We start from the raw sequence: 22,033 nt of genomic DNA, 5'->3' as shown, positions 1-22,033 counted from the left end.
GTTATTCGTTGTTTTTACGGATGATGAATAATCCTGAGTTGATGTCGCTTATAATGATATTTCCGCTTTCAAAGTATGGATATACATTCCAAGCACCTCTAAAAATGGCATCGTCATTTCAGGATAAGTATCAAAGAAACCTTCTTCCTGAATGACTCCAGTACCAATATTTGAAATATCTAATACGCGAATTCCAGCTGTGTAGTTGGCTAAGAAAAACATATCATCTTTTGCATAACCGTTATGATCAATAGCAGCAGTTGGTCCTACATAGGACATGTGTATCGATGGATTGTCTAAATCTTCTAAATCAAATACAACGCTTCGTGTGTTGAACCCAAAGTTGAGTTCATCTAATTCGTCTCCTAAAATAAAATAACGTTGGTCTTCTGTGTACCAACCTTGATGCGTGTATCCAATATTTGTATAATCAATTGTTGATAATTGAATAGGATTGTTTTTATCGGTGATGTCGATAATAACGACTTCGTTTGTATTACTACCAATTAAAATTTCTTTTCCAATATGTTCCGTATCGGGGCCATTATAGGTAATCACTTGTGCATCATGTGAATAGGCATCATTCGGATAACCGCCAGCAGCAACAGGATTTGTTGGATTTTGAATGTTTACAAAATGTGGTCCACCATTAAAAGAAAAAATAGTATCGTCAAGTGTCATGGCGCCAACTGCATATGCAAATCCGCTTTCTTCATTGATGACAATATTATGGGCGCTTCCAAAACCATCATACCAAGCATCAGGAGTGAATGTTTCTGGTGGATTGGCAACATTACGCAAACGCGTTAAATCGAAGACTTGCATTCCGTGGCTTGGCGCTTCACTTACAATAAATGCGTGATTGTTATACACTTTGATATCCCGCCAGTTACTAGATACGGTTTGTGCTGGTAAATTTCCTAAATAGATTGGATTTGTTGGATTGGTAATATCTACAAAAGCAGCGTTTACATCAGTTCCAATCAATGCGTATTCTCGGTTGGTTTGCGGACCGGTCCATCCCCAAGAATCATTTCCTCGCAGAGCGCCAAACGTATCTAATGAAAGATGTGCCATTAAATCATAACCATTACAAGGATATCCTCCAGCAGAACCATCTATACAGATACTTGCATCAGGAAATGCTAGTGAATTAGGGATTTCACCTAGCTGAATAGAATCTCTATCATCATCTGCACAAGCACAAATAGCTAGTGCTACCATGAAGAGAAGACATTTTTTTATCTTTTTCATCTGCAATATTTTTGTGAGGTAGTGAGCTAATTCTTTAATTTACAACTAATTTCTGAGAAGTTGTATTGTTTATTTTTACAACATACATGCCTGAAGGGAATTTTGAAACAGGCAGTTGAAATAGAATTTCATTGATATTGGTATGCTCAGTAACTTTTTTACCTAAAATATCTCTTACTTCTATTGTTTGGATCAGCATATTTTCACCAGCTCTAATCATGGTATGGTTTGAAGCTGGATTAGGGTACATCATAAAATCAAATGATGGAGCTTCCGTAGTGCTTAATAAGTTGCTATCTCTAATGATAATCAAACCTCTGTCAATATCACTAATAATGATGTTGCCACTAGCAAAATATGGATACACACTCCAAGCGCCAAAAAATGTAGTATTATTAGATTCTGGATGTGTATCAAAATACCCAATTTCAGTTACATTCATCGGGTTGGTAATGTCTAAAATTCGTAATCCAGCTGTATAATTAGCTTGATATAATTTATTTCCGTTTGTATAGTAATTATGATCAATAGCGTTGGTGTTTCCTGTGAATGTGCTTATAAAAGACGGATTGTCTAAATCGAGAAAATCAAACACCAAACCACGTGTTTGATATCCAAAATCAATTTCATCTGTTTCATCACCTAAATAAAAATAACGATGATCATCTGACAACCAACCTTGATGTGTGTATCCAACATCTGTATAATCAACTCTTGAAATTCGTACAACAGAAGATTTGTTAGAAACATCTAAAATTACAATTTCGTTTTCATTACTAGCAATCATGATTTCTTTTCCTTGATGTTCAGTATCAGGACCATTATACACAACAATTTGTGCATCATGTGTATATCCATCTGTTGAATATCCTCCAGCTGAAACAGGATTCGCAGGATCAGAAAGATCTAAAAAATACGGTCCACCACTAAAGGTGTTACAACCAACAAGGTATGCAAAGCCTGTATCTTCATTAATGGCAATATTATGGCAGCTTCCTACATCAGTCAAAATGTTGTCTGGAGTAAAAGTTTGTGGAGGATTGCTCACATTGCGCAATCGTGTTAAATCGAATACTTGCATTCCGTGACTTCCTACTTTATCAGCAACAATATAGGCGTAGTTATTGAACACTTTAATATCTCTCCAAAAGTTTACACCAGCATTGGTTGGAATATTTCCTAAATAAATTGGATTCACTGGATCGGAAACATCGACAAAACAAGTTTTATCTTCAAAGGTAATAAGAGTATATTCTTTGCCTGTTGTGGAATCTGTCCATCCCCAAATATCACTTCCGTCTTCATTACTGAAGGTTGATTTGGGCAGATTGGATAATAAATCATATCCATCACAAGGAAATACACCAGCAAATCCACCAGAACAAGGAACCATTTGGGCTATAGAAGGGGAAATACTAAAAAGTGCAAGAACAAAGAGTAGATTTCGTGCAATACGTGTCATTTTTTTGGCTAATTTTGCGTTTTTATAAGATCGAGGCTAAAAACTGCGGACTAAAATACAATTTTAACTTAATAAATACTATTACAGCATGTTAAAAGATAAGGGTGAACAGCGTACGTCGCTAGCAAGTTTGGGAGAGTTTGGATTGATTGATCATTTGACAGCAAACTTCAAGATTACGCAAAGTTCTACAGTGAAAGGAATTGGTGATGATGCCGCTGTATTGGATTTTGAATCAAAAAAAGTGGTTGTTTCTACAGATTTGTTAGTAGAAGGCGTACATTTTGATTTGAGTTATATGCCACTAAAGCATTTAGGATATAAAGCAGTTGTTGTAAATGTCTCTGATATTTATGCGATGAATGCCAAGGCAACACAAGTTACCATTTCGATTGCTGTTTCCAATCGTTTTCCGTTAGAAGCTTTGGAAGAATTGTATGCAGGAATTCAATTGGCAGCAAAGATGTATAATGTAGATGTGATTGGAGGCGATACTACTTCTTCCACAAAAGGGTTGCTTATTAGTGTGACTGCTATTGGTGAAATAGAAGAAGAAAAAATTGCTTATAGAAATGGCGCAAAAGAGAATGATTTATTAGTGGTTACAGGTGATATTGGAGGCGCTTTTTTAGGCTTGAAAGTATTGCAACGTGAAAAAACAGTGTTTGAGGTAAATCCAAACAATCAACCAGATTTGGATATGTACTCATATATTATTGAGCGTCAGTTAAAGCCAGAAGCTAGAAAAGATATCCCACCTTTATTACATGATTTGGATGTGAAACCGACGTCAATGATTGATATTAGCGATGGATTGTCTTCTGAAATTATGCACTTATGCAAACAATCAGATGTTGGTTGTAATTTGTATGAAGATAAAATCCCGCTTGATCCACAAGTAATATCTACCTGTGAAGAATTCAATTTAGACAGTACAATGGTAGCCTTAAGCGGTGGCGAAGATTATGAACTTTTATTCACTATTAGTCAAGAAGACTTCCCAAAAATTAAAGCAAATCCAAATCTTACGGTTATTGGACACATGACGCAAGAGAGCGAAGGTATTCACTTAATTACGAGGGCAAATACTAAGATTCCATTGCAAGCGCAAGGATGGAATGCTATGGATCAATAGGACTTTACAAGTTGAATTCAGAAATTAAAATGCTGGATTCTTCTTTTTGTGAAAAGTGGTTAAAGTTTCGTTGATATCTTTCAACTGTGGAGTCAGTTTTGTTATTTTTCCTTTGTCATCAGTCGTAGCTTCATGTCCACAAAGCATACATTGGTATTCGTTGATGTGAGAGGTAACTTTTCTTGTGACTCTGTAGCGATGACCGAATACGCTACAATAGATTCTTCCGAGTGAAAAAGTAGTTTTTGTACTCATATTTTCCATTACAAATTAAGTAGGTTAAGATTTTCTTTGGTTACACCTAATATACAGATAACTAATTAAAAATCCGATGAAAAGACATATTTTTTAGACGAAATGCATATTTTGCATCAAAAATTGATAAAAAAACACTTTTCTAGCGTATTTTTAGAATTAAAATCTTAAATAAAAAAATATATTTTCTTACTTAGTTTTTTGTTTGAAATAGAGATTTTGAGTTTTTAAGATAAGTTTTAGCTGTTTTTGGTTAATTTTTCACAAATTTTTCAAGAGAAAATAATAAATCTTCCTTATTTTCAATGTGACTCATGTGACCATCTGGGAAAATATCTACATCTACTTCTGAGTTTTTTGTTTGATCGAGTAAATCTTCAAAATTCAATACAGGATCATGTTTTCCAATAATCATCATTTTCTTATACGGAGAAAAATGGAGTAAGACTTCTCGATCTTCTCTAATTTTCATTCCTTCCAATGCAGCTACAATTCCTTGCAAAGAGGTTGTTAATGCTTCTTTTTTAACTTCTTTGATTTTCTGAGTAAAGATTTTACGGTTTTTTGGTCTGAATAAGTTTGTAATAGAAATACGAATAAATTGCTTGTGGTTATGCTTTACAGCTCTAATAGCACGATCGCGATTTACTTTTCGTTCATCAGTATCTGCTCTTGAAGTAGAATTGATTAAGCATAAGCCTTTTAAATAATCAGGATACATTTCGGCGAAAGCCAAGGCTACATAACCGCCCATCGAATGACCAAATAGATGCATTTTCCGCAACTTTAGATCTTTTACGACAGCAAAAACAGTTTCCGCCATTTCTTCCATCGTCTGGATATAACCCAAACATGGCGTTTTTCCATGACCTAACAAATCTATCGCAATGACTTTGTGTGTTTTAGAGAAAATATCAATATAGGGTTGCCACATTGTACTTGTTTCCAAGAAACCGTGCAAAAAGATCAATGCATTTCCTTGCCCAGAAACGGTATAGGCAATTTCTATATTTTTATAGCTGACAAACTGTTGCATGTCGCAAAAATATGTATCTTTCGTTAGTTGTAAAACCAGAAACAAAAAATGTTTAACTCCATGTTGAAAAAACTATCACCTTCTGCTGAAAAGAAATTACTTTTCTTGGCGATTGCTACCTTTTTATTAGCAGGAAGTTGTATGATGTATTTTGATACTTTGCTCAAAAATGAAATAGCTCCGATGGGAATTGTTTCGTTTGAATTGGCAAAAACACTCGATTACAGCACACAAATTTTAGATTCTTGGAAAAGTACGGAAGGCGCTATGCAATCGGCCGAATGGAGTTTATGGTTCGATTATATTTTTATTATTGCCTACACATTACTTTTATGCTTATTCATTCATCGAGTGCGACGAAATATTTGGACAAATGGAGAAAGTTTAGTAAACCGACTTGGAGTTGTCATGATTCGAATTGTGATTTATGCAGGTGTTTTAGATATGGTAGAAAATTTTGCATTACTTCAACTATTCTATGATGATTTAACATCGCATTGGTCTACACTGGCTTTTGTCACGGCAACCATCAAATTTATCAGTATTCTTTTGGCAATTCTATACGTGCTTATTAGTTTGTTAATTGCTGGAATTAAAAAAATCACATAAATGTCAAAAAATAACGAACTCTTTGTTACTGCTTTCGCTTTATTCTCAATGTTTTTTGGAGCAGGAAACTTACTATTACCACCATTATTAGGATATCAAGCAACTGATCAATGGTTTTGGGTTACACTTGGATTTATGATTGCTGCGGTAGTAATTCCTATTTTTGGAATTTTAGCACATGCGCGATTGCAAGGTTCGATGTACGATTTTGGAAAAAAAGTATCGCCAATCTTTAGTACGACATTTTGTATTATAATTTATATCATTTCAGTAGCTATTCCATCACCGAGAACGGCTTCAGCAACGCATGAAATTTCTATATTTCCCAATTTTGGCACAAGTGCTTTACTCACAAGCAGTTTATATTTTGCCTTAGTATTGGTGTTTGTGTTGAATCGCTCTAAGATTCTCAACTTTATTGGAAAATTCCTAACACCGTTAATTGTATTAATTTTACTAACGATTATAGGAATTGGGTTATTTATGCCACATCAGGAAGTTGCAACTTCTACAATTCAAGGTTCGCCTCTGTTTGCAGGATTGTTGGAAGGTTACCAAACCTTTGATGCTATTGGTGCAATCGTTATTGGCGGAGTCATTATAATTTCGCTGAACTTACAAGGGCATGATTCGTTTGAAGAAAAGAAAAAACTCATTGCAAAATCAGGTTGGATTGCTGGTATTGGTTTGTTTATTATTTATGGAGGTTTGATACTGCTCGGTTCCTATTTTAGTGGTGAAATTGAAATTGATATGAGTCTAGATAGCGATCACAAGCGTGCAGCTTTATTACGTGGTATTAGTACTGAAACTTTAGGAAATATCGGAACTGCCTTTTTAAGTGTATTGGTTACTTTAGCTTGTTTTACCACTGCTGTGGGAATCATTACAGGAACTGCCGATTATTTTAAAGGATTATTCAAAGGTTCTAAAGATGCGTATACAATCACAGCTGTTGTTGCATGTTTACTAGGTATTGGTGTTGGACAATTAGATTTTCATGATATCATCGTGATTGCCATTCCTATTTTAAAGTTTATTTATCCTATTGCGATTGTATTGATCTTTTTAAATGTGATACCACAGAAAATTGCCACGCCACTAGTTTTTAGAGCTGTTGTTTTGGTAACATTTTTGTTTGGATTGGTAGATGCAATTAACTTTTTCTATGGAACAAATAAAATTATTGTAGCAATTAGAGAAACCATTCCTTTAGGAACAGATGATTTTGGATGGGTATTGCCTGCGTTTGTTACATTTTTGATAGCTGGATTTGTATCTCATAATAAAAATGAAGCGTATAAATCTTAATCCGTACCAAAATAGTAGAGAAAACTTTATGTGAACCAATGCCACAGATTCAGTTACCGTAGAAAAAATATAATTTCTGAGTAATTCTCGATACAAATTTGTTTCACAAATTCACTCGAACTAACGTTTGGGAAAATCTAAAAGTGTTAGCGTTATAAAAGCACAGCGAATCTAATTTTTTACGTAAATAATCATTACCTATTACGACCAATATTGCATCAATCATTTAGAAAAAAGAAAAATCAAACATGGCAGTTCAAGATATTACTACCTATACGTATGAAAACACTTTTTCATTAAGTGTTGTGCAATTTGAAAAAGCCTTTGTTGTTAATAAACCCGAACAAGTAGATCCATATACCATTTATTGGATTAGGGAAGGAAAAGGAACGTATCATATCGATTTTGAAGAATATACATTTGAAGGAAATATCATTTTCTTTTTGTCGCCAGGACAAGTTTTTTCAGTAAGTTCAGAGAAAATCAAAGAAGCGTATAAGCTATCTTTTCAACGTTATTTTTATTGTATTCAAACTCATGATCAAGAGATTTCCTGTAATGGTGTGTTGTTTAATAATGTATACGATTCACCGTATGTGATTCCGAAACCAAAAGATATTCAACGCTTGAGTTTGTTATTGGAAGATTTAATTGAAGAGTTTAATAATGAAAACTCTGGACAGTATGATATGTTGCAAAGCTATTTGAAGCAATTTATCATTCATTCGGTTCGTGTAAAGAAAGAAGACTTTATCGTAAAAGAAGAAACGGAAACCAAACTCTACAAAGATTTTAGTGTATTGGTAGAACAGAATTTTAAAAAAATGCATTCAGTTTCTGCTTATGCAGATCGTTTGGGCGTTTCTCCAAAGTCCATTACCAAACATTTTCAAAAACTTGGAACGGCAACACCTAGTGACTTCATCAAAAACCGAATTATTCTAGAAGCCAAACGTCAATTATTATATTCAGAACATTCTGTAAAAGAAATTGCTTTTGATTTGGGCTTTAATGATCCAGCCTATTTTACACGCTTTTTTACCAAAGCCACTCAAAAATCTCCCTTAAACTTTAAAGCGGAACATAAGAAGTAGGATCGCTTCGCTTTTGGATCGCTTCGCGTAGCTACTTATATACTCAAAGTGTCATTTCGCATATTATTTTTGACCACGAATACACGATTGTTTCTTTATAGAATAGGAGCGTAATACAAAACAGATGACTTCACTATCACTCTTAATAACAATCCTTAGTTTATTATGAGAAAGTAAACCAAGTTTAGCTAGACAGTATATGCATAGTTTCTCTATATAAATCAGTCTAAAAGTCTAACAAATTTCACAATCTAACTATCAAATTCCCATTTGTCCAATTCTTAGGAACTTTTGTCCATTTTTCGAAACACCTTTCCGCCGCATCTTTGTACTGTTCAAATGAAACAACGCTTTTAGAACTATAAATAGGTAAAGAAAATTGCAGTTTGAAAAGTTGAAAACAAAAGACCAAGAATTATGAAAAATATTGAAAATACCGTTTGCCCAAATTGCTGGGGATACCAAGAATACGACGAGCAATATCCAGAGAGACAAATCTGTGAATGCAAAAACTAAAACAAACACATATAACAAAATAAAAAACTATTAAAAAAACAAAATTATGAGTACAAGAATTGAAACTTTAAACCCAGAAGCAACTACAGGAGAAGCAAAAGAATTATTTAATGCAGTACAAAACAAATAAGGATTCATTCCAAACCTAATTAAAGTATTCGGAAATTCTCCTGCAACGTTAAAATCATATTTAAGCTTAGGTGAATTAACAGCTAGTGGGAACTTTAGCAACAAATTCAGAGAGCAATTAGCTTTAGCTATCGCAGAAGAAAATACATGTAACTACTGTTTATCAGCACACACTGCTATCGGAAAAATGAACGGATTGACAGAAGAGCAAACCGAAGCAAGTCGTCAAGGAGTAGCAAACGATGCTAAAGTACAAGCAGGATTACAATTTGCACAAAGCGTAACAAAAAACAGAGGACAAGTTACAGGAGAAGAAATTGCAGCAGTAAAAGCAGCAGGATATAATGATGGAGATGTTTTAGAAATCGTATTGAACGTAGTTGCTAATACATTGACAAACTATGTAAATCACATTGCTGAAACAGAAATCGATTTTCCAAGTGTTGAAGCAGGAAAATTTACAGTAGCTCAATAACATCTAGGCTGGTTCTAAGCGACAGAAGAAGCCTAAAAAACCACATGAATTTCCTGAGTTTTAGGAATAAGATTCAGGAATTCATTTCCCAATAATCAATAACAATAAAAATTAACCAATTATGGAAGACCAAATAAAGAAAAATTTAAAACACGTTCATGAACTTTTAGCAAAAGGAGCTTTTATCGAAGCAATGGAAACATATCTACATGATGAAGTTGAATTAAGAGAAGCAAATGGAGCACCTAAAAAAGGAAAAAAGTTTAATGTCGATTTTGAACACGATTTCATTAACAATCAGTTGGAAGAATTTGTAAGATACGATGTAAAAAATCTTGCTGTAAATGGAAACCATTCTTTCTATACAGCCGAAATGGAATTGAAATTAAAAGATGGAAGTACCATGCTTTCTGAACAAGCAGTTGCTACAGAATGGAAAGATGGAAAAATCTATAGAGAACGTTACTATCACGCATAACATACCCTTAAACATAAATATAAATACGAATCTTTTACACAATTAGATTCACACAAAAATTAATAACAAATACATAATATTTTAAAACCAAGAACAATGAAAAAATTAATCGCAATCTTAGTATTATTCGTAGGGTTTTCAATGAATACGCAAGCACAAAACAAAATGATGAAGAAAGGTGTAAAAACAGTTTCTTTAGAACAAACTAAAGGTGAGTTTACACAAAAATCTATTACGCTTTCAGAAGGAATATACGTTTTTGAAATTGCTAACACAGGAGTTGGACATGATGTTGGATTCGTATTAGCACCAAAAGGAAAAACAGATGCTGCTAATCACATTAAAAACGCTTACGTAACAGAAGTAGTAAAAAATAACGCGACAGGACACTCAAAAGAAGTAACGCTTAAAAAAGGTGAGTACGTATACTTTTGCCCATTAAATCCTACGCCACAATATACCTTAATAGTAGAGTAACTACTATTGTTTTTTCATGATTGATAGTGAGAAGCGAGCTCTTTTGAGTTCGCTTTTTTTATTTTTTAATATGTAGTTGAATAGCTGTTTTATGTAACTTTTTATGTATTTCATCAATCTTTTTTTGCAAGGTTGTTGGGCTGATAGTCAAATTAGGAAAGATAGTTGGAGCAGGTTTTACGGTTAGTTTTGTATAATTTTTTTGTTCGTCGCTTCCGCAGATAGTTCTCGTTTCGGTTTTTCCTTCTTTAAAAGAAAACACTCCTTTTTCTCCATTGGAATAGGTGAGTAGTGAACACCATTCGGAAGTTGCATTGATTCGTATTAAACCCACTGATCCACAAAGTCCAGATTCCAAAACTCCTTCTTTCCAAAGTTCAGGGAAATTAGTAGTCTTTACCAAAACAGCTTCTGCCTGTGTAATGTCACCCAAATAATCGTGATATACTTCCAAAGACATGCTCGAGTTAAATTCCACAGAAAAAGAATCAACATATAGATTCACGGTAATTTTTGTACTACCATGATCAATAGTATATTGAATCATTTCTAGTGGAAGCGAATCAAGCGTTTTTTCTTCAAACAAAGTTTTAAAATACCATTGCGGACGCAAGCGAATATGGTCGAAGGGTTCAATATGGCAAATCATCTTTTTAAGTGTTCTATGTTAAAAATTTGAATCATTTTTCCAATTCTTCTTCAACTTTTGCCAAGAGTTTTTGGTTACTCTCTATACATTCTTTATTTCCTTTTAACACCATATAATATGAGCCTTCTAGACTTTGTACAATGTTCCTAAGTAACGGTTTTTCTAGAAAATCATACTGTCCTTTTTACATGTTTGTATAATCAATTTCATGGATGAAAAAGTCACCTAGGTAATTTTCATGAATTTTATGAATTCGCTCATAATTTTGCAAAACCTGCTTGTGAAACGCATAGTGTTCTTCCATATTTCTTCGAAGTTGAAAATCATTAATGAGTTTCATATCTCTAGAATTTATCAATGTTTGGTGTGTTGTATTTTCTGGATGAAAATTAATGGTACGTGCTAAATTGAAAATATGTCTTGCAATACTATCCCTGTTTCCTTCATTGACACCTAAGAATGGTCTGATAACTTTTATTCTTCGAAGTTTATCATGTATACTTTTTTGATTTTCTTCAAGCTGATTGATTTCTTGTTGAATATCAAGTACTAAATTTTCTAAATATTGCTTTTTTTGCTGTTGATTAGCACTGTTTTCTTTCCAATTGTTTAACCAAAAAGCAATGGAAATACCAATAATGACAATTAATATTTCGCCCAAAGCATATTTCCACTTTATTTTCATTCCAATGGTAATGAGTTGATGAAAACTAAAGATAGGTAAAAAGTAGCAATAGACAATTACGAATGAGTTATGGGAGTTTAGTATTTAGAATTCAAAAAAATAGTCTTTAACTATCAATGAATTCGATAGTAAAGACTATTATAAAACTTAAGATTCAAAAAATAAAAAAGCCAAAAGCTAAACGCTAATGGCTAAGTATAATCTTTTGATTCATTAAATCTTCTATTTCGTCTGCTTCAATAGGAATATTGCGCATTAAGTTGAATGGTTCTCCCGTTTCTTGAATGACAACATCATCTTCTAAACGAACTCCAAAACCTTCATCTGGTAAATAAATTCCCGGTTCTACCGTAAATACCATATTAGCTGTCATCGGTTCTGTTAAGATTCCGTAATCATGCGTGTCTAATCCGATATGATGCGAAGTTCCATGCATAAAGTACTTTTTATATGCTGGCCAATCTGGATTTTCATTTTGTACGTCTGCTTTGTCCAATAAACCTAAGCCCAACAATTCTGAAGTCATAATTTTTCCAACTTCAACATGATAATCTGCCCAAATAGTTCCCGGAATTAACATTTTTGTAGCTTCATCCTTTACACGATTTACGGCATTGTATACTGCTTTTTGACGCTCAGTAAAACGACCAGATACAGGAATTGTACGTGTCATATCACTTGCATAATTTGCGTATTCAGCTCCAACGTCCATCAAAATTAAATCGCCAGCTTTACATTGCTGATTGTTCTCAATATAGTGCAATACATTTGCGTTATTTCCAGAAGCAACAATTGGTGTATAGGCAAATTTTTTAGAGCGATTTCTTAAGAACTCATGAATTAATTCTGCTTCAATTTCATACTCCCAAACGCCTGGTTTTACAAAGCTCAATAATCTACGGAAACCTTTTTCAGTGATATCACATGCTTGCTGCATCAAATCAATCTCAATTTGATCTTTTACAGAACGTAAACGTTGTAAAATAGGATTACTTTTGGCAACACTGTGTGCAGGATATTTGTCTTTTAACCATTTTGTAAAACGATCTTCACGTGTTTCCGTTTCTACACTGGCACGGTAATGTTCATTTGTATTGATATACACTGTATCGCATTGCGTCATGATTTCAAACATCACTTTTTCTAAGTCTTGCAACCAATACACGGTTTTAATTCCAGACGTTGCCAAAGCAGCTTCTTTGGTTAATTTTTCACCTTCCCAAATGGCAATATGCTCGTTGGTTTCTTTTAAGAATAAAATTTCACGATGTTTTTCTTTTGGGCAATCTGGAAACAATACCAAAATACTTTCCTCCTGATCTACGCCGCTGAGGTAAAAGATATCTCTATGTTGCTCAAAAGGCATGGTACTATCAGCACTAATAGGGTAAATATCATTTGAATTGAACACAGCCAAACTACTTGGTTTCATCTGTGCCATGAAGTTTTTTCTATTCTTGATAAATAGGTTACGATCTATTGGATGGTATTTCATTGTGGTAATTTTAATTGATTTCCTTCAAAAATAGTCAAACTAAAAAGGGATGAAGTAGCCAAATGGCGGTTTTTTTCCTGCAACATTGTGCTACTTTGAATATGTATTTAAGTTAGTATTAATTTGCAATATCCTTTGATAGTGTAATTACACTCGTCATCGAATTCTATTTCTTGATAAAGTTCCTCAATACCTGCGGCTTGTAGTGTTTGTGAAGCTACCGATTTAAAATCTTTATTTTGAATAAAAGTATGATAAATAGGATTGTCATCGCCCATAATCCAACATTCGGTGACATTTGTCTTTATTCGCAATTTCTGTACACATAAGCTTAAATTTAGCTGCGATTTCTGGCTCTTCTGAAATTGCTATATGCGCTCTAATCATACTCCAAAGTGAAAATCCAGTATTACTAAACTGTAGTGTTAGTTGTTCAGGTATTGCAATTGCAGCATTTATGTTGGGTAATTTTGGTCTTTTTGAAACTTTCTCTTCATTTACATACCATTGTACAAGTGTGTGTGAACTTTCAGGAAATCCTTTTGATACAGTGGTATTGTAAAAGTCTTTTATAGAAAGACATTTTTGCGACTCGATTTGATCTATAAGATGATGAATTATTTCTTCAGATAGCTTCTGAGGAAAAATCGCAGTAATATTTACGCCCATAATTAATCAGTGATCTTTGATTGCCTATCAATACACAATCAATTTTCCTTTCTTTATTTTATTATTTGAACGGATATTGTATAAATACACGCCAGCACTTAAATCCCATTGCTGCGTTGGAATAGGTGTATTGGTTTGTGTAAATATAGTTCCTATCAATTTTCCTTGAATGTTGTATAATGAAAACTTAATGTCTTCATCTTTGGTGCTTTTTACAAAAACTGCATCATTACTTTTTACAGGATTTGGGAAGAAGCTAATCGCATCAGTTGCAACTTCATTTACACTTAATATACTTCCTAAATTGATGTTGTCGACATATAAAGCTTGTCCATACGCATTTACATTTCTAAACTTTACTTGTACATTTTCATTACCAATATAACTTGTTAAATCGATAGATTCTGTACGCCATTGTGTAGCTGTTGGTACAAATTGAGCCGTAGTGTTTGGCGCTGTTGCCAATACGTCTCCAAATTTACTGTACACAGAAGTCCATGTCATGCCACAATCTGTGGAAATATACACTTCTAGTCCATCTGCATATGCAGCTGAATATAAGGCATAGGCAACATCAAAAGTTAGCATACCATCTGTTACATCAGTATTTGTCATATTTAAAGGAGCAATAATATCACAATACGTTCCTTGTTGAGAAATCACATAATTATTTACTACCATCGAATTGGTGCTGAGTCCAAAACCACCTACATTATTTTCATATGTCCAAGCATAATTCCCAGTAGATTCTTGTGTCCAACCTTCTGGGACAAAAGCTACTTCAAAATCTTCTTCTAGGTTTGTGTTAGTCAACGCTTCTACATTAATTGTAATAGAATCACTTGACGAAATACCTGCATCATTGGTAACAGTTAAGGTTACTAAATGACTTCCAGTACCGTTAAAAGTCACTTGCGGATTACGTAACGAAGAAGTCGCAATATTAGCATTTTCAAACGTCCATGCCCACGTAGCATTCGTATGATTCAACATGGAATAATCATCAAAATAAAAAACATCTCCAGCACAATTAGCAGACAACTTATCTACCATAATTTTAGCTACGGGTCTTGAAGGCGTTTCAAACAAAGCACTTTCCCAAATACCTTTTCCGTAACTCGCCAAACGTATTTTTCCATCTCTATAAAATGGACGTAAGTCATTTGCACCAATAGTAGTTGGTAAGTTGGCATTGTCCAATGTCCATGAAGCCATGGAATTATTTTTATAATAAACAGACATGCTTGTACCAACATACACACCGCCATCAGTTCCTCCAATAGTAGTTAATACTTGAATATTTTGCCCGTTTAATTCATTTGAAGTTTCATTAGTCCAAGATGTACCACCGTTGTTACTTTTAAATACTTTATTACCATTTGTGCCACGAGGATATGCCAACCAAATTGTTTCATCATTTTCAGGGTCTAAACTAATCAAAGCTAGTGTTCCATTGCCACTTGGTAAGGTAATTGTACTTGTACTTGCCCAAGCATCAGTTGTTTTTACTAAATACGAATTTCCAGAATTTGGACGCACAACAATATACATAGTGTCTGTATTGATACGTGAAATTTCTATACCTAAAACTTGACTATTTGCAGGTGCAGTATAAATGGCATCAAAACTTGCTCCTGCATTTTCGCTTTTAAATAATTGATTGGAATTCCCAGTATATACATAATTATAACAACTTGGATGAAACTCCATTTCAGACGATTGTGCAAACCATGGCGATTCATTTGGTGATATTCCAAAGGAAGCATTCAAAACAGCACCGCTAATAGTTGTTGGATAAAACGACCACCAATATTTGTTGAATAAATTTGCTCTGTTCCTGGGTTTACATAACCAGAAGCAGGTTCGCCGCCACCTAAATCTAAGAAACTTCCAAAAGGAAATCCTTCCGAATATACATCTACACCATTGTGGAAGGTTCCGCCAACTAATAAGTCACGATTCCAGCCAGAGCCAAATCCCCAAAAATCGGTCCCGTGGACACCTGTCATTTTAAATTCGGGTTGTGTAGCAAATAAATCGTTCGATTTAAAAATACCTCCATCAGTAGTGGCCCAATATTCGTTTCCAAAAGCTTTAAAATCTTGCATATCTACGTGCATCGGATTGTGGATTCCGCAGCCGTAATTAAAAATACAGGTAAAAGTTTGTCCACCATCATTCGATCGCCACATTCCAATTCCTCCAACCAATACTTCATCAGCATTTGTATTGGAAGCCATGATGGCACAATTGTAAAACCCTTGATTGAATCCACCACCAGAAGGATCAGAATTTAATAAATTCAGATGTGTTGCTGTATAAGGTGCACCATCATATCCCATTGTATTTACCCAAGAAACTCCTGCATCATCACTTTTGTAAAGACCGATAAATCCATTATCACCAGCTTTAGAATCACCGATTAAAAACGCATATACTTTATTAGAATCTGCATTACTGACAGCAATTTTAGCACCAACGACACTTCGATTCGGATCTGTAGAATTATACCAACCTGTAGTTTGTGCTAACCAAACAACGCCTCCGTCCGTAGATTTTAAAAATTGATGTGTATTGGTTGCCGTATTATTTCTTACCACATATAAGGTATTCGGGTTTCCAGGTTGTGCTTTCAGATCAAAAACTTCATTCACTACAACTTGTGACCAATTTAATCCACCATCTGTAGAACGGTGAACACCTGCTTTTCCAGCAAGAAAAACAATGTCAGGATTGGTTGGGTTGATAAATATTTCTGAAGGATTATCAATATATCCAAACAAAGGAATATTACTATCAAATACAACGGTCCAAGAAATACCTCCGTTTACGGTCTTGAATAATTCACTTCCAGAACCTGCATATACAGTATCAGGATCGTTAGGATGTACTGCAATGGCTCTTACACCTCCATTGGCAATCACCGCTTGTGGCGCTAAAGTTGTTACTAAAGTTTTTGAAGCATTGGTCCAGTTGTCACCTCCATTGGTAGTTTTATATACTTCTCCAGATTCTGTTCCACAGTATAAAACATTCGGAGTATTTAAGCATTGACTAATGCTGTAAATATTGGTTTGCGCTCCACTGAAAACGGTACCGCCTTCACGATAACTTTCAAAAGGTCCCATAACAGACCAATTGCCTACTTGTTTAGCGTTTACAGAGCCTTGAAGTGTTCGTGCTGCTTCTATGGCTTGAAGTTTTTTAGTATGATCGTAAAAACCTTCATTATTTAGAAATGGATTGATAGCTCTTCGCCATCTTTTGTAATATTGTGTATGATATGATTTTACATATTCATGTGTTTCATAATATTCTCGATACAATTGATCAATTGTATTTGCATTTGGATTTTCACTATACATCAATTTTGCCCATTCAGGGGCATCCTTGTACAATTGGTTTGAAATACTTGGGTCTGGAGATTGTTGAGAATATCCAACGATTGCAGTTAGCAATACGAAAAAGAGTACTAGTTTTCTCATAGCGCATGTTTAGTTTATGTGGAATAAAAATCGAGGCAAAAGTTGAGTCTTATCAATATAACATTAATAAGATATTTGTAAATGTATGAAATTAAGCTAGTTTTAGCATCAATATATTTAATTTATTATAAAGGTTTTGTGAAAATAATAATGAGATTAGTTACCTAAGTAAGTTGAATTTGACATGAGAATTGGCATATCCAATATAAAAAAGAGTAGAATATTTAATGGCTTAACGTATCAATACTAATTTATTAAAATAATACGGTTTGTAAGTGGAATTACTGACATTTTCTGTTCAATTGATAATTTTGTGCTGAATTTGTCCCTTTTTGGAAAAAAACCTGATTGTTAATGTTTAAAAATGCATTGAAACTTCAAAATTGAGTTTATCAGAAGACATGACTATTCGAGTTATTTTCATTTATCTGGATTTGAACCTTTAAAGAATTTTGCGTAGGATATGCTTGTAAGCATTTATATATCGACTTCCCAAACTTAGTTTCGTGTAATCCTATGTTACAAAATAGAGATTCATGGCACTAGCAATCTATCTCAAATTTTGTGGTTTAGCTCATTGTACAGGCATAAGTTTTATTCATTTTTCACCACTTTAGGTTTGTGATAAAACAAGAATCCATAGTTTTGGCGTGTTTAAAATGTATCTAAACCTAGACAATGTCCTTTGGGCTAGTTCTATGGCTTTAAATTACGCAACATCAGGAGTTATTGACTTTTTGATTTCATGAGGTAATACTGATGACTGTAAGCCACAAAGGTGTAAAGCTTTTTGGTAAGTTATTTGGCGATAAAGGATATATTTTTTCTAAAGCTTTTTACTGAACTAACCTTTAACGGAATCCATTTCAACACTAAGCTAAAAAACAATATGAAAACAATACTACTAAAAGATGCGTATAATCTTTGAAAAAAAGCCATTATCAAAACTTTTTTTGATTAATTAAATAACATTTGTCAAGTAGAACACTCTAAACATAGATTTGGTACAAATTGCTTTAATGACATTTTTGCTGCTTTGATTGCTAATTAGTAAAAAAACTTTTCTGAACAACAAGTTTGTTAATACAAAACATCTAACAATATTTTAAAAATCATATCTAACACAACTCAAATAATATTCTTTCGGATACGACTCATGTGTCGTGATGAAATTCCTAAAAAGGAAGCCAAATAATGCAGCGGAACTTCTTTTAGTAGTTTTGGTTCATTCAAAAGAAGTTTTTTATAACGTTCTTCTGGAGTTAACGTTAATAAATCTATTCGATAGTCATCAATTCTGTAGATTTGATTCTCGATTAAGTTGTAATAAAAACGTTGGAAAGCTTCGTTATTCTTTAATAGATTTATGAATTTTTTTTGATCAATCACAAATAGATTACATTCACTAATGGCTTTTATATTTTTTCGTGATGGAATTTGATCAATAAAACTTTTTAGTGCCGCCGTGGCGGAATTTTTCAGAGCAAGATAGGTAGTCTTTTCTTCTCCATCAACCAAAATATTATGCTGTAAAATGCCGCTTTCAATGAAGCAGAAATAGGGAGCAATTTTACCTTCTTCCACAAAAAGTGTATTCTTTTTGTACTGCAAATAATGGAAGGCTTTCAAAATCACAGGAATTTGGTCATTCAAAGAATCATCTTGAATAAATCGCTTTAAATATAATTCCAGATTTTTAGTAGAAATGCCCATTACCAATATTGAAAATAAAGCTTTAAAAGTACAAACTATTTTAAATTTTGCAGATAATTCTTTTCTAAAGAATTAAAATTGATTGTTACAAAGACTGAAGAAACCATAACTATTGTTAAAAATACAAGCAAAATTTTGCCAAGTTTGCAACATTGAGTACTTTGAAAAACTAAAATAAACCAATCCATGAAACCTAAAATTTTACTCCTTGCGTGCTCACTTTTTGTAGCACAATTTGGCTTTGCACAAAGTAACTCAACATCGGCAACGAAGGTGCAAGAAGCATTAAAACAGAAAGCAAAACTTACACAAAACTCTAGTGTTAAAAACATTGAATTTACCAATATTGGACCTACGATTATGAGTGGTCGTGTGGTCGATTTAGATGTGAATCCAAATAATACTGCTGAATTCTACGTAGCATACGCTTCTGGAGGATTATGGTACACAAACGATAACGGAACTACTTTTACGCCTGTTTTAGACAGTTCGCCAACTCAGAACATTGGTGATATTGCCATCGATTGGAAATCAAACACCATTTGGGTTGGAACCGGAGAAAATAACTCTTCACGTTCATCGTATGCTGGAATTGGAATCCTAAAAAGTACCGATCAAGGGAAAAACTGGGAAAACATGGGATTGCTAGATTCACATCATATCAGTCGTATTTTAATCAATCCGAATAATGGAAATGAAGTCGTTGTCGCGGTTTTAGGACATTTATATTCGCCAAACGCAGAACGCGGAATTTTTAAAACTACTGATGGTGGAAAAACATGGAACAAAACATTATTTGTTAATAACGAAACGGGAATTGTAGATTTAGCTGTTTCGCCAAATAATTTCAATGTGCAATATGCTTCTTCATGGGAACGCGATCGTAAAGCGTGGAATTTTATTGGAAATGGAATCAATTCTGCAATTTATAAAAGTACAGATGCTGGAAATACTTGGAAAAAAGTAAGTGAAAAATCAGGTTTTCCAGAAGGTGATGGCGTTGGAAGAATCGGATTGGCTGTTTACGATGACACTACAGTATATGCTTTTCATGATAGCCAATTTAGGAGAGAGAAAAAGAAGGAAAAAGAAAGTGATTCTAAAGCATTGACAAAAGATGATTTTAAAACAATGTCTTCAGAGAAGTTTTTAAGTCTGACTGATAAAGAATTAAATACATACTTAAAAACGAACGGTTTTCAGGAAAAATACAGAGCTGAAAATGTAAAGCAATTGGTGCGTGCAGGAACGATCAAACCAATCGATTTAGCGAAATATCTAGAAAATGCAAACTCTTTATTATTTGATACACCAGTAATTGGAGCGCAGATTTTCAAAACTACCGATGGCGGAAAATCGTGGAAAAAAACACATGACGATTATTTAGATGATGTCGTATACTCATACGGATATTACTTCGGAATGATTCGTGTAAGCCCAAAAAATCAAAATCAAATTTACATTGCAGGAGTTCCAATTTTGCGTTCGCAAGATGGAGGAAAAACGTTCAAATCAATCAACGGTCAAAATGTACACGTAGATCACCATTCACTTTGGATAAATCCAAACAATCCAAATCATTTAATCAATGGAAATGATGGTGGAGTCAATATTTCATACAACAATGGAGATAATTGGATCAAATGTAATACTCCAGCTGTAGGACAGTTTTATGCAATTTATGCAGATGAGCAATCGCCGTACAAAGTATATGGAGGATTGCAAGATAATGGAGTTTGGGTAGGTCCAAATAATTATAAAGCTTCTGTAAAATGGCATGAAGAAGGTGAATATCCATATAAGAGAATTATGGGTGGAGACGGAATGCAAGTACAAGTAGACAAACGCAATCCAAATATTGTATACACTGGATATCAATTTGGGAATTACTTCAGAATCAATCGTGAAAATGGTTCTCAACAATACATTCAGCCAAAGCATGAATTAGGAGAATCACCATACAGGTTTAACTGGCAAACACCAATTCATCTTTCGGTTCACAATCAAGATATTCTGTACTTAGGAGGGAACAAATTGCATAGATCGCTCAATAAAGGTGACGAATGGGAAGCAATTTCAGATGATTTAACCAAAGGAGGGAAAAAAGGAAATGTAGCGTATGGAACTTTGACAAGTATTTCTGAATCACCTTTTCAATTTGGATTGATCTATGTGGGAAGTGATGATGGATTAATTCACGTAACCAAAAATGGCGGAGGCGATTGGCAAAAGATTTCAAACAGCTTTCCACAAGATCTATGGGTGTCGCGTGTCATAGCTTCATCGCACAAAAAGGAACGTGTGTATGCAACTTTAAACGGTTATCGTTGGGACAATTTTGAAAGTTATATATACATGTCAGACGATTACGGACAAACTTGGAAAAGTATTGCAAACGGAATTCCTGCTTCACCAGTAAATGTTATCAAAGAAGATCCTGAAAACGAAAGTGTACTGTATGTTGGTACAGATAATGGAGCTTACGCTTCCCTAGACATGGGGAAAACATGGCAACCTTTCCACAACGGATTGCCAAATGTGGCAGTACATGATATTGTTGTACAAAAACAAGCAAAAGATTTACTATTAGGAACACATGGGCGTTCTATTTATAAAGCTAATATTGCGGTATTACAACAAGTCGATGCAGCAATTGTGGCAAAAGATGTTCATGTATTTGATACAGAAAGTGTACGTTCGCGTCCATCTTGGGGAACTACGTGGAGCAAATGGTTAGAAGCAAGAGTTCCTAAAAAGGAAATCTATTTTCATGCGAAAAAGGGAGGAAACTTTACCGTAAAAGTTATTGCGAAAAATGGTGTTGTAATGAACGAAGCTAAAGTCACTGCTGATGCAGGATTCAATACATGGAATTACGATGTAAGTGTGACTGAAAAAGCACGTAAAAAATATTTGAAAAAAGACGAAAACGCAACTATTCCTAAAAAGAAAAATGGTGCTTACTATTTACCAAAAGGAACGTATACAATTGAAGTTTCTGGAAATGGTGGAACAGATAGTACAGATTTAGTTATAGAATAAAAGAAATAACAACAAATAAAAATAAAAACGTACACTGAGCAGAGTCGAAGTGTGCGTTTTTTTA

19 protein-coding genes and 1 pseudogene are annotated in these 22,033 nt (G+C 34.0%); 8 read left to right on the top strand and 12 right to left on the bottom strand.

Features of this window, described 5'->3' with window-relative positions:
- Position 1 precedes the first annotated feature (1 nt).
- A pseudogene (locus MK119_RS04715) lies at positions 2-1,254 on the bottom strand (choice-of-anchor B family protein).
- Between the two features lie 34 nt (positions 1,255-1,288).
- A complete protein-coding gene (locus MK119_RS04710; protein WP_290671387.1) occupies positions 1,289-2,716 on the bottom strand; it encodes a choice-of-anchor B family protein in 1,428 nt (475 codons plus the stop codon).
- Between the two features lie 88 nt (positions 2,717-2,804).
- Between MK119_RS04710 and thiL the strand changes: the two genes are divergently transcribed.
- A complete protein-coding gene (gene thiL / locus MK119_RS04705) occupies positions 2,805-3,851 on the top strand; it encodes a thiamine-phosphate kinase (protein ID WP_290671385.1) in 1,047 nt (348 codons plus the stop codon).
- A gap of 24 nt (positions 3,852-3,875) precedes the next feature.
- Here the strand turns inward: thiL and MK119_RS04700 are convergent, their stop codons facing one another.
- Entirely contained in the window at positions 3,876-4,106 is a 231-nt protein-coding gene (locus MK119_RS04700) for a hypothetical protein (protein ID WP_290671383.1), read from the bottom strand.
- Between the two features lie 253 nt (positions 4,107-4,359).
- Positions 4,360-5,142 carry an alpha/beta hydrolase gene (locus tag MK119_RS04695; RefSeq protein ID WP_290671381.1) on the bottom strand — a complete coding sequence of 261 codons (783 nt, stop codon included), beginning with the start codon at positions 5,140-5,142 and terminating at the stop codon, positions 4,360-4,362.
- A 60-nt stretch (positions 5,143-5,202) separates the two neighbouring features.
- Between MK119_RS04695 and MK119_RS04690 the strand changes: the two genes are divergently transcribed.
- From MK119_RS04690 to MK119_RS04665, 6 genes are all read left to right on the top strand, one after another.
- The gene (locus MK119_RS04690; protein WP_290671380.1) at positions 5,203-5,751 is read left to right on the top strand and encodes a hypothetical protein; all 549 of its coding nucleotides are present in this window, start codon (positions 5,203-5,205) and stop codon (positions 5,749-5,751) included.
- Positions 5,752-7,062 carry a branched-chain amino acid transport system II carrier protein gene (gene brnQ / locus MK119_RS04685; RefSeq protein WP_290671379.1) on the top strand — a complete coding sequence of 437 codons (1,311 nt, stop codon included), beginning with the start codon at positions 5,752-5,754 and terminating at the stop codon, positions 7,060-7,062.
- A 248-nt stretch (positions 7,063-7,310) separates the two neighbouring features.
- Positions 7,311-8,156 carry a helix-turn-helix domain-containing protein gene (locus MK119_RS04680; RefSeq protein WP_290671378.1) on the top strand — a complete coding sequence of 282 codons (846 nt, stop codon included), beginning with the start codon at positions 7,311-7,313 and terminating at the stop codon, positions 8,154-8,156.
- 652 nt (positions 8,157-8,808) lie between these two features.
- Positions 8,809-9,276, top strand: a complete 468-nt coding sequence (locus MK119_RS04675; RefSeq protein ID WP_366512772.1) for a carboxymuconolactone decarboxylase family protein — start codon at positions 8,809-8,811, stop codon at positions 9,274-9,276.
- 121 nt (positions 9,277-9,397) lie between these two features.
- Positions 9,398-9,754 carry a hypothetical protein gene (locus MK119_RS04670; protein WP_290671377.1) on the top strand — a complete coding sequence of 119 codons (357 nt, stop codon included), beginning with the start codon at positions 9,398-9,400 and terminating at the stop codon, positions 9,752-9,754.
- A 96-nt stretch (positions 9,755-9,850) separates the two neighbouring features.
- Positions 9,851-10,231 (top strand): plastocyanin/azurin family copper-binding protein, encoded by a 381-nt coding sequence (locus tag MK119_RS04665; RefSeq protein WP_290671376.1) that lies wholly within the window; start codon positions 9,851-9,853, stop codon positions 10,229-10,231.
- A 58-nt stretch (positions 10,232-10,289) separates the two neighbouring features.
- Here MK119_RS04665 and MK119_RS04660 read toward each other — a convergent pair whose 3' ends face one another.
- From MK119_RS04660 to MK119_RS04625, 8 genes are all read right to left on the bottom strand, one after another.
- Positions 10,290-10,880 carry a hypothetical protein gene (locus MK119_RS04660; protein WP_290671375.1) on the bottom strand — a complete coding sequence of 197 codons (591 nt, stop codon included), beginning with the start codon at positions 10,878-10,880 and terminating at the stop codon, positions 10,290-10,292.
- Between the two features lie 184 nt (positions 10,881-11,064).
- Positions 11,065-11,565 (bottom strand): DUF6090 family protein, encoded by a 501-nt coding sequence (locus MK119_RS04655; RefSeq protein WP_290671374.1) that lies wholly within the window; start codon positions 11,563-11,565, stop codon positions 11,065-11,067.
- 184 nt (positions 11,566-11,749) lie between these two features.
- Positions 11,750-13,060, bottom strand: coding sequence for an aminopeptidase P family protein (locus tag MK119_RS04650; protein ID WP_290671373.1), 1,311 nt, complete (start codon positions 13,058-13,060; stop codon positions 11,750-11,752).
- A gap of 107 nt (positions 13,061-13,167) precedes the next feature.
- Complete coding sequence (locus MK119_RS04645) at positions 13,168-13,338, bottom strand: hypothetical protein (RefSeq protein WP_290671372.1); 171 nt, start codon at positions 13,336-13,338, stop codon at positions 13,168-13,170.
- Positions 13,328-13,729, bottom strand: coding sequence for a hypothetical protein (locus MK119_RS04640; protein WP_290671371.1), 402 nt, complete (start codon positions 13,727-13,729; stop codon positions 13,328-13,330). Before MK119_RS04640 ends, MK119_RS04645 begins: the two co-directional genes overlap by 11 nt.
- Positions 13,730-13,756: 27 nt before the next feature.
- Entirely contained in the window at positions 13,757-15,499 is a 1,743-nt protein-coding gene (locus MK119_RS04635) for a T9SS type A sorting domain-containing protein (RefSeq protein ID WP_290671370.1), read from the bottom strand.
- Positions 15,496-17,214 (bottom strand): hypothetical protein, encoded by a 1,719-nt coding sequence (locus MK119_RS04630; RefSeq protein ID WP_290671369.1) that lies wholly within the window; start codon positions 17,212-17,214, stop codon positions 15,496-15,498. Before MK119_RS04630 ends, MK119_RS04635 begins: the two co-directional genes overlap by 4 nt.
- Positions 17,215-18,342: 1,128 nt before the next feature.
- Positions 18,343-18,927: a Crp/Fnr family transcriptional regulator gene (locus MK119_RS04625; protein WP_290671368.1), complete on the bottom strand. Its 585-nt coding sequence runs from the start codon at positions 18,925-18,927 to the stop codon at positions 18,343-18,345.
- Between the two features lie 186 nt (positions 18,928-19,113).
- Between MK119_RS04625 and MK119_RS04620 the strand changes: the two genes are divergently transcribed.
- Positions 19,114-21,969, top strand: coding sequence for a glycosyl hydrolase (locus MK119_RS04620; protein WP_290671366.1), 2,856 nt, complete (start codon positions 19,114-19,116; stop codon positions 21,967-21,969).
- Positions 21,970-22,033 lie beyond the last annotated feature (64 nt).

Source organism: Kordia sp. (assembly GCF_022447245.1).
GTDB lineage: Bacteria > Bacteroidota > Bacteroidia > Flavobacteriales > Flavobacteriaceae > Kordia.
This window is presented reverse-complemented; position numbering and strand designations above follow the sequence as displayed.

Coding starts and splice junctions, on each gene's coding strand:
- MK119_RS04690 (WP_290671380.1), top strand. CDS start 5,203: ATGTTGAAAAAACTATCACCTTCTGCTGAAAAGAAATTACTTTTCTTG.
- MK119_RS04680 (WP_290671378.1), top strand. CDS start 7,311: ATGGCAGTTCAAGATATTACTACCTATACGTATGAAAACACTTTTTCA.
- MK119_RS04640 (WP_290671371.1), bottom strand. CDS start 13,729: ATGGGCGTAAATATTACTGCGATTTTTCCTCAGAAGCTATCTGAAGAA.
- brnQ (WP_290671379.1), top strand. CDS start 5,752: ATGTCAAAAAATAACGAACTCTTTGTTACTGCTTTCGCTTTATTCTCA.
- MK119_RS04700 (WP_290671383.1), bottom strand. CDS start 4,106: ATGAGTACAAAAACTACTTTTTCACTCGGAAGAATCTATTGTAGCGTA.
- MK119_RS04630 (WP_290671369.1), bottom strand. CDS start 17,214: ATGAGAAAACTAGTACTCTTTTTCGTATTGCTAACTGCAATCGTTGGA.
- MK119_RS04655 (WP_290671374.1), bottom strand. CDS start 11,565: ATGAAAATAAAGTGGAAATATGCTTTGGGCGAAATATTAATTGTCATT.
- MK119_RS04620 (WP_290671366.1), top strand. CDS start 19,114: ATGAAACCTAAAATTTTACTCCTTGCGTGCTCACTTTTTGTAGCACAA.
- MK119_RS04695 (WP_290671381.1), bottom strand. CDS start 5,142: ATGCAACAGTTTGTCAGCTATAAAAATATAGAAATTGCCTATACCGTT.
- MK119_RS04650 (WP_290671373.1), bottom strand. CDS start 13,060: ATGAAATACCATCCAATAGATCGTAACCTATTTATCAAGAATAGAAAA.
- MK119_RS04645 (WP_290671372.1), bottom strand. CDS start 13,338: ATGGGCGATGACAATCCTATTTATCATACTTTTATTCAAAATAAAGAT.
- MK119_RS04710 (WP_290671387.1), bottom strand. CDS start 2,716: ATGACACGTATTGCACGAAATCTACTCTTTGTTCTTGCACTTTTTAGT.
- MK119_RS04660 (WP_290671375.1), bottom strand. CDS start 10,880: ATGATTTGCCATATTGAACCCTTCGACCATATTCGCTTGCGTCCGCAA.
- MK119_RS04625 (WP_290671368.1), bottom strand. CDS start 18,927: ATGGGCATTTCTACTAAAAATCTGGAATTATATTTAAAGCGATTTATT.
- MK119_RS04670 (WP_290671377.1), top strand. CDS start 9,398: ATGGAAGACCAAATAAAGAAAAATTTAAAACACGTTCATGAACTTTTA.
- MK119_RS04665 (WP_290671376.1), top strand. CDS start 9,851: ATGAAAAAATTAATCGCAATCTTAGTATTATTCGTAGGGTTTTCAATG.
- thiL (WP_290671385.1), top strand. CDS start 2,805: ATGTTAAAAGATAAGGGTGAACAGCGTACGTCGCTAGCAAGTTTGGGA.